Source organism: Rhodococcus sp. GQ147 (assembly GCF_059759155.1).
The window spans coordinates 193,884-200,553 of the sequence record NZ_JCAXDU010000010.1; the positions used below are offsets into that span (position 1 = coordinate 193,884).

Here is a 6,670-nt window from a genome sequence, read left to right on the forward strand (position 1 = left end):
AATGTTCTCTCCGAGGAGAGGCGTTAGTCGCTCATCGCAACAGTTCGAGACCGCCTGATCAGCGCTTGATATTGAGCACGCGAGGGTTCGTGTATGCCTTCAATCCGAGAATCGATCCCTCGACGCCGACGCCGGATTGTTTGACGCCTCCGAACGGGATGGTGGCAGTGACGACCGGATGCTGATTGATCCACACCGAACCCGCTTCGAGTCGCTCTGCAATCTCGACCGCGCCATCAGGATCCGACGTCCAGACGGAAGCGCCTAGGCCGTAAACCGTAGCGTTCGCCCGCTCGATCGCATCATCCAGGTCGCGGTAGGTGAGGATGGGCAGGATCGGTCCGAATGGTTCTTCGTCGACCAACGCGTTTCCTTCGCTGAGGCCCTTGACGATAGTCGTCGGAAACCAATACCCGGGCCCCTCAGGGACATCCCCCTGAAAGACGATTTCGCCGCCACCACTTTGGGCGGCTTCGGCAAGCCGCTTCACTTGTTCAAGTTGGGCCGCGTTCTGTACGGGTCCAGCAGTCACACCTTCCTTGTCGCCGGGACCAACCACGACTTTAGCTGCCTCGCGGGCGATCGCCTCACAATAGACGTCCAACTTGTCCTCGGGAACGTACAGACGTTTGAGTGCTGCGCAGACCTGCCCCGAATTGGAGAAGGCCGCCCAGAACAGGTCTGCACCGATGACATCCGGATCTGCGTCCTCAAGAACGATCCCTGCATCGTTGCCACCGAGTTCAAGGGTTACCCTCTTTAGGGTGGCAGCAGCCGACGCCATGATTGCCTTGCCCGTCGGCACCGAGCCGGTAAACGAAATCTTCTGCACCTCAGGATGCTGAACGAGTGCTTTCCCGAGCTCGTCACCTCCCGATAGCACCTGGAGAACCCCGTCCGGGAGCACTCCCTGAAGCAGCTCCCCCAATCGCAAGGTCGAGAGCGGCGTGTACGGCGATGGCTTAATAATGACGGTGTTGCCTGCAACCAGACCTGGTACCAGCTTGAACATCGCCGCCAGTAGCGGATAGTTCCATACGGTGATAGCGCCAACGACCCCAATAGGGTCGAAGCTTAGGACAACGCGACCGTTTTCGTCGTCCCGCAGCACCTCGGGTTCAAGCTCGATGGATCCGAAGACCTCGACCTGCCTCAACGAGGCCATGACCTCGCCCCGAGCATTGGCAATGGGCTTACCCTGCTCGCGCATTACCAGCGTTGCAAGCTCGTCCAGGTTGTCACGAACAACCTGGCCAACCTCCTGAATCTTCGCCTGACGTTCTTTCAGCGGTGTCGTGCTCCAGGACTTGAAAGCGCGATTCGCCGCAGATACAGCCTCGTCCAACTGCTCGATAGAGGCGCTCGGAACCTCGATGAAGGGTTCGCCGGTAGCGGGATTGATCACTGATAATTTCTCGCCAGAGTCGCGGGACGATCCGTCGATCGTCAGCCGTGGGCTCGTAAGTGTCTTGTCGGCTGAGATGGTCATGGTCTGCTTTCTGAATGAGAGTCATCGGCTGCTGTCCTAGCGGATACTTCGCGAGGATCCACCCCGAACAACGCCGCATATGCATTGTCGGACAATCCTGTCGGCGGACTCACATCATGGTCCGGGACAGAGATCTTGGCTTTTGCAGAGGGCCGCTGCGCGATCCTGTTCGACCAGTCGGCCAGATTTGGGTAGTCACCTATGTCGACATTCTGGCCGCGCAGGACTCGTGTCCAGGGAAAACAGGCAATGTCTGCGACCGTGAAATCATCTCCTACGAGGAACTCACGCCCATCGAGACGTTCATCGAGTACGCGACAGCATCGTCGGACCTCAGCTTGATAACGGGCCGTCGCGTACTCGTCAACGATTCCAACCGACGGCGCGTACTGAACAAAATGGGCTGCATTGCCGGCACCAGGTCCTTGATTGGCAACTTGCCAGAACACCCAGCACGTTGCCTCCCAACGTTCACGCGAATCAACCGGCAACAGTTGGCCTGTCTTCTCCGCCAAGTACATCAGGATGGCACCCGACTCGAACACTCTTACAGGTCGTCCACCAGGACCATCGTGATCGACAATCGCCGGGATTTTGTTGTTGGGATTGATCGCGGTGAAGCTCGGCGCGAATTGATGCCCCTTCTTCACATCGACCCAGTGCACCGAATAGGGCAGACTCAACTCCTCGAGTGCCATGTGCGCTTTGCGACCGTTAGGGGTCAGGTCGTAGTACAGATCGATCACGAGGGATCCTCTACGTCAGATGTTGTATCGCTCACGCATGCGGTCGTTGTACGCAATGATATTGGCCTTCTTCCGGGCGTAGTTGCGGCCCTCCCAGTCCCAATGAACATCGGTGGTGTGTCGCAGCGCCGCATAGACGGTGGCATCGTAGGAGGAGGGCTCGTCACCGAGCAGGAAGTTGTTCTGTCCCAGATGAGCATCGAGTGCATCGATATCTGCCTTGAAACGCTCGAGAACTTGGTGGTCGGGCAGCAATCCGGTGCCTTGTCCGACCTGCTCGGCCGCGATCTTCTGCCGGTAGCTCTCAAGGAATTCGGCAAGCTCCGGAGTAACGTCCACTCCCGGAGCGAGGATGGGGATGTATTCCTGGAACGCTTCCTTGTACCGCCAGCGGGACTGCAGAATGTTTACGAAGTAGAAGTGCTCTTCGATGAGACGTTGAAAGGCGAGTCCAACTGCATGCTGTGCCGGTGTCAGGTTCGCATCAAGCTTGTCCCCATACTTGTCTTTGAGGTAGGCAACGATGCGGCTTGAGTCGTTGAGTTCCGTGCCATCCGAGTCGACGATTCGCGGAAGCTTTGCTGTGGGCGAATCCTGTCCCAGGGTGGTCAGGTCCTGCTCCACCATTTCGTACGGCTGATTCGTCATAGCCAGGTAGTTGGCAACCTTAGTGACGAACGGACTGATACAGGGAAGGTCCCATGCCGGGATAAAACGGTACAAGGTGATCATGTGAGACTCCTTTGTCTGTTCCGGAAGGTGAGCCGTGTACCGGTGATGTAGGCCACGCAGAGGTCACCAGGGCAGAATGTCGCCGTTTCCGTGCTGAAAACGACCGGCTTGCTCGATGGTCAGTCCGTCGAGTACTGAAATGATCCCGGCGGCTGCAGACTCGGGCGTAACAAGGACGGAAGATGCCTTCTCCTTGTCCTCGGGGTTCATAACATCGAGCAGATTGGTGTTGACCAGCCCCGGGTGGAGAGCCTGAACCGCTACGCCCTGTTTTCCGAGGTCGACGGCCAAATTTCGAGCAACCATATTGGCGGCGGCCTTGGAGATGCGATAGGCGTAGTCGCCACCGCTGGTGTTGTCGTTCAACGATCCGACGCGGCTGGTGAAGACACCGACCTTGGCGCCTGACGCAAGTCTGTCACGGAGGGCACGAACTGTGCGCAAGGGGCCTAGCGTATTGATCTCGAACTGCCGACGCACGTCGTCGTAATCGACGGTATCGAGCGTGTCAAGGAACATAACGCCGGCGACGTGTACAAGCCAAGCTAATTCGAGGTCGTCGTTTGCCACTCGCTTGGCAAGTGCTGCAACTGCGTCGTCTGAGGTGACATCCGTATTAGGTGCTACAGCAATTCCTTTCGCAACAAGATCCTCGCCGTCGCCCAATGTAGCAGCAAGAACGTTGTCACCCCGCTCATGAAGCGCGACGGCGATTGCGTGTGCAATTCCCTTATCTGCTCCGATGATCAATTTGGTACTCATGCCCACTCTTCCTTCTGTGCTCGTGTTGACCTAGAAACGTTGGTCAGGCCGGGACCGGATCCTGTTCGTTGCCAATGATCTTCGCTTCTACAAGAGCGACGATTTCGTCGGCGTCGAAACCAGCTTCGGACAGAATCTCGGAGTTATGCTCTCCCAGTCGCGGAGCGCCACGCGGAGTCTCCGGGGGCGTACCAAGGAACCTGGCAGGTACACGAGTCTGACGAATACCGCCAGCGACTTCGTGCTGGTATTCGATGATCGTCTCGGACGCTTCAACCTGGGGGTGAACGATCACTTCTGAGCGCTTCAGAATCGGCGCGGAAGGAACATCGTGTGCATTCAACGCCTCGATCCACTCCGCCGAGGTCTTGGTGATCAGGACACTCTGAATAAGCTCAAGTCGTTCATTGATGTACTTGGTGCGGCCGGCCGGAGTGGAGAACCGTTCGTCTTCGGTCCATTCAGGGTGACCGAGGGCCTGGCACATGCTGATCCACTCACCATTGGTGTTCGTCGCAACGGTGATGTAACCGTCCTTGGTCTGGTAGATGAGGTCGATGAAGCTGCCATCTTCTTCCAGCGGAACCGGCTTGTCAGTGAAGGTGTAAGCACCCATGTCCGACGCCCACAAGAACGAAAGAATCGCATCGAGCATCGACAACCGGATGTGCTGACCGTGTCCGGTCTGCTGTCGGGCGTATAGTGCAGCGCAGATGGCCTGCGCCCCGACGATGGCGGTGAGCTTGTCGGGCAGGATCGTTCGGATCAATCGGGGGCGTTCCTTGTCGGATCCCGCCTGCACCGTTGTCAGTCCACTGAGGGCTTGGATCAGCGAGTCGTATACGCGCTGATTGGAGGCCGGACCACGCTCACCGAATCCACTGATCGAGAGATACACCAAGTTGGGGTTGTATTCGACGAGATCGTCGTAGCCAACGCCCAGACGTTCGACAACTCCCGGACGGAGATTCTGCACCACGACATCAGCCGAAGCCACCAGCCGGCGGAACACCGCGACACCTTCGGGGTTCTTCAGATCAAGTGTCAGCGAACGCTTAGATCGGTTGACGTTGACGAACATTGCCGACATTCCGTTCGACTGATTCGCCAGTTCACGCACGTGGTCGCCCTTGCCGGGAACCTCGACCTTGATGACATCCGCGCCCTGGTCACCGAGGATGTCGGTTGCCCAAGGGCCGGACATCATAGAACACAAGTCGAGCACTCGGATTCCTGTCATGGGACCGCTCATGTTTACCCTCCTGGGACGTGATGTGGATTACATGAATGACTCTATCGGCGTTCCTCTTAGTCGTCAATTATTTCTTACTAAGAGTTTTGGAGACCTGGCAGAACCCAGGAACGCACAACCGGCGGTTAGGCCCCTGCGGTCTCGACCGGCTCCAGCGAGGCAAGCAACTTCCGCAAGAGGATCATCAGCATCTGGCGCTCATCTGCATTGAGCGCATCCGCTAGCGTCCCCGTATCGCGGTCCATGACGTCGCCAAAGACGGAGTCGACGAGTTCGACGCCCTTAGGGGTCAACTCAACCTCGACCCTGCGACGGTCCTCGGCATCCACCCGACGGGTCACCAGACCAGCGCGTTCTAGTTTCTCAAGGCGCTGCGACACCCCTCCTGAGGTGATCAACGAATGCCTGGTCAGATCCCCAGCGGTACGGCGATACGGTTCTCCTGACCTTCTGAGCATGCTCAGTATGTCAACCGTGCCACGATCCGTGTTCCATGCGGCGAGGTTCTTTTCCCGATGTCGCTCGAGATGACGTGCGATACGCCAGATTCGCGTAACGATCCCCATCGAAGTGACATCGATGTCCGGACGTTCCCGATTCCATTGTTCGATCACCTGATCGACTCCGTCACGGACAGTCGACGACCCGTGCGACCGAGTTTCCCCGTTGACGGTTTCAGTTATTGATAAATTTGCCATACCACTAAGATTCTCACACTCGGTCCGAAAAAACTTGAGGGATAGCCGTCTCGCCCAGGGTGAAACAAGTGCCGCTGCTGCAGACCGCTTACAGAAAAATTTCTGACTACATACGGTCGGCCAGGCGGCGAGCGGCAAGCTGCACTGCCTCCCACACTGTCGCGAAGGGAGGGGCATACGACAGATCCATGCCGGCTAGGTCGTCGACGGTTTGTGCTCCCCAAATTGCTGTGGCGACGGTGTCGATACGCTTCGCCGCCCCGCGGCCTCCAACGATCTGCGCGCCAACGACTTTTCGCGTGGAGGTTTCTGCGATGATGCGCGTCGTGATCGGTGCAGCCTCGGGCATGTACCCGCTTGCCGTACGACCCGAGGTCGACAGTGCCGAGACACTTATCCCTGCGTGTTCGGCCTCTCGCGAGCTCAGGCCCGTCCGGCCGATCTCGACATAGCTGTCGTCGATCGAGAATCGAGTGATCGCGGTACCTAGCACCCCATCGAATCGGGTTTCGGCACCGAACAGATTCTGTCCCACTACACGCCCCTGCTTGTTGGCGTGCGTACCCAACGGAATGTATGACCACTGTCCGGTGACGCGGTGGCGGGCCTCACAACAATCCCCTGCGGCCCAGACGTGGGGGATTACCGAGCCGTCAGGCTCGGCTTGGATCCCGCCATGTCGCCCGAGCGGTACCGATCCGGCAGGAATGAAGTTCGTAGACGGCATGACTCCAAGGGCGGAGACCAGCAGATCACATTGATAGGTGTTGCCATCACTGGCGTACGCGTGCGTGACTGTGCCGGTAGTTGGGTTCACTTTTAGTCCCGTCACGGTAGTGCCGGTGACAACATGCACTCCAGCAGCAGTGAGTTCCTTCTCCACAAGGTCACTCATCTCCGGGTCGAGAGAACTCATCACCCGCGACCGCGTCATCAGAAGAACTTCGAAGCCACGTCGTCGAGCCGCTTCCGCCATCTCCAGCCCAATGAG

7 protein-coding genes are annotated in these 6,670 nt (G+C 58.0%); all 7 read right to left on the bottom strand.

Annotation, left to right across the window (positions count from 1 at the left end):
* Positions 1–58: 58 nt before the first annotated feature.
* On the bottom strand, positions 59–1,489 hold the full coding sequence (locus AC6CID_RS13885; RefSeq protein ID WP_498354086.1) for an aldehyde dehydrogenase family protein: 1,431 nt from the start codon (positions 1,487–1,489) through the stop codon (positions 59–61).
* Complete coding sequence (locus tag AC6CID_RS13890; protein WP_498354087.1) at positions 1,486–2,235, bottom strand: glutathione S-transferase family protein; 750 nt, start codon at positions 2,233–2,235, stop codon at positions 1,486–1,488. The genes AC6CID_RS13885 and AC6CID_RS13890 overlap by 4 nt, the downstream gene beginning before the upstream one ends.
* Before the next feature lie 15 nt (positions 2,236–2,250).
* The gene (gene isoI / locus AC6CID_RS13895) at positions 2,251–2,967 is read right to left on the bottom strand and encodes an iIsoprene-epoxide--glutathione S-transferase (protein ID WP_498354088.1); all 717 of its coding nucleotides are present in this window, start codon (positions 2,965–2,967) and stop codon (positions 2,251–2,253) included.
* Between the two features lie 63 nt (positions 2,968–3,030).
* Positions 3,031–3,729, bottom strand: a complete 699-nt coding sequence (gene isoH, locus AC6CID_RS13900; protein ID WP_498354089.1) for a 1-hydroxy-2-glutathionyl-2-methyl-3-butene dehydrogenase — start codon at positions 3,727–3,729, stop codon at positions 3,031–3,033.
* Positions 3,730–3,772: 43 nt separating this feature from the next.
* Positions 3,773–4,981 (bottom strand): CaiB/BaiF CoA transferase family protein, encoded by a 1,209-nt coding sequence (locus AC6CID_RS13905; protein WP_498354090.1) that lies wholly within the window; start codon positions 4,979–4,981, stop codon positions 3,773–3,775.
* A 125-nt stretch (positions 4,982–5,106) separates the two neighbouring features.
* Positions 5,107–5,595, bottom strand: a complete 489-nt coding sequence (locus tag AC6CID_RS13910) for a MarR family winged helix-turn-helix transcriptional regulator (RefSeq protein ID WP_498354091.1) — start codon at positions 5,593–5,595, stop codon at positions 5,107–5,109.
* 190 nt (positions 5,596–5,785) lie between these two features.
* A partial coding sequence (locus tag AC6CID_RS13915) for an FAD-dependent oxidoreductase (protein ID WP_498354092.1) occupies positions 5,786–6,670 on the bottom strand: 885 nt, incomplete at its 5' end.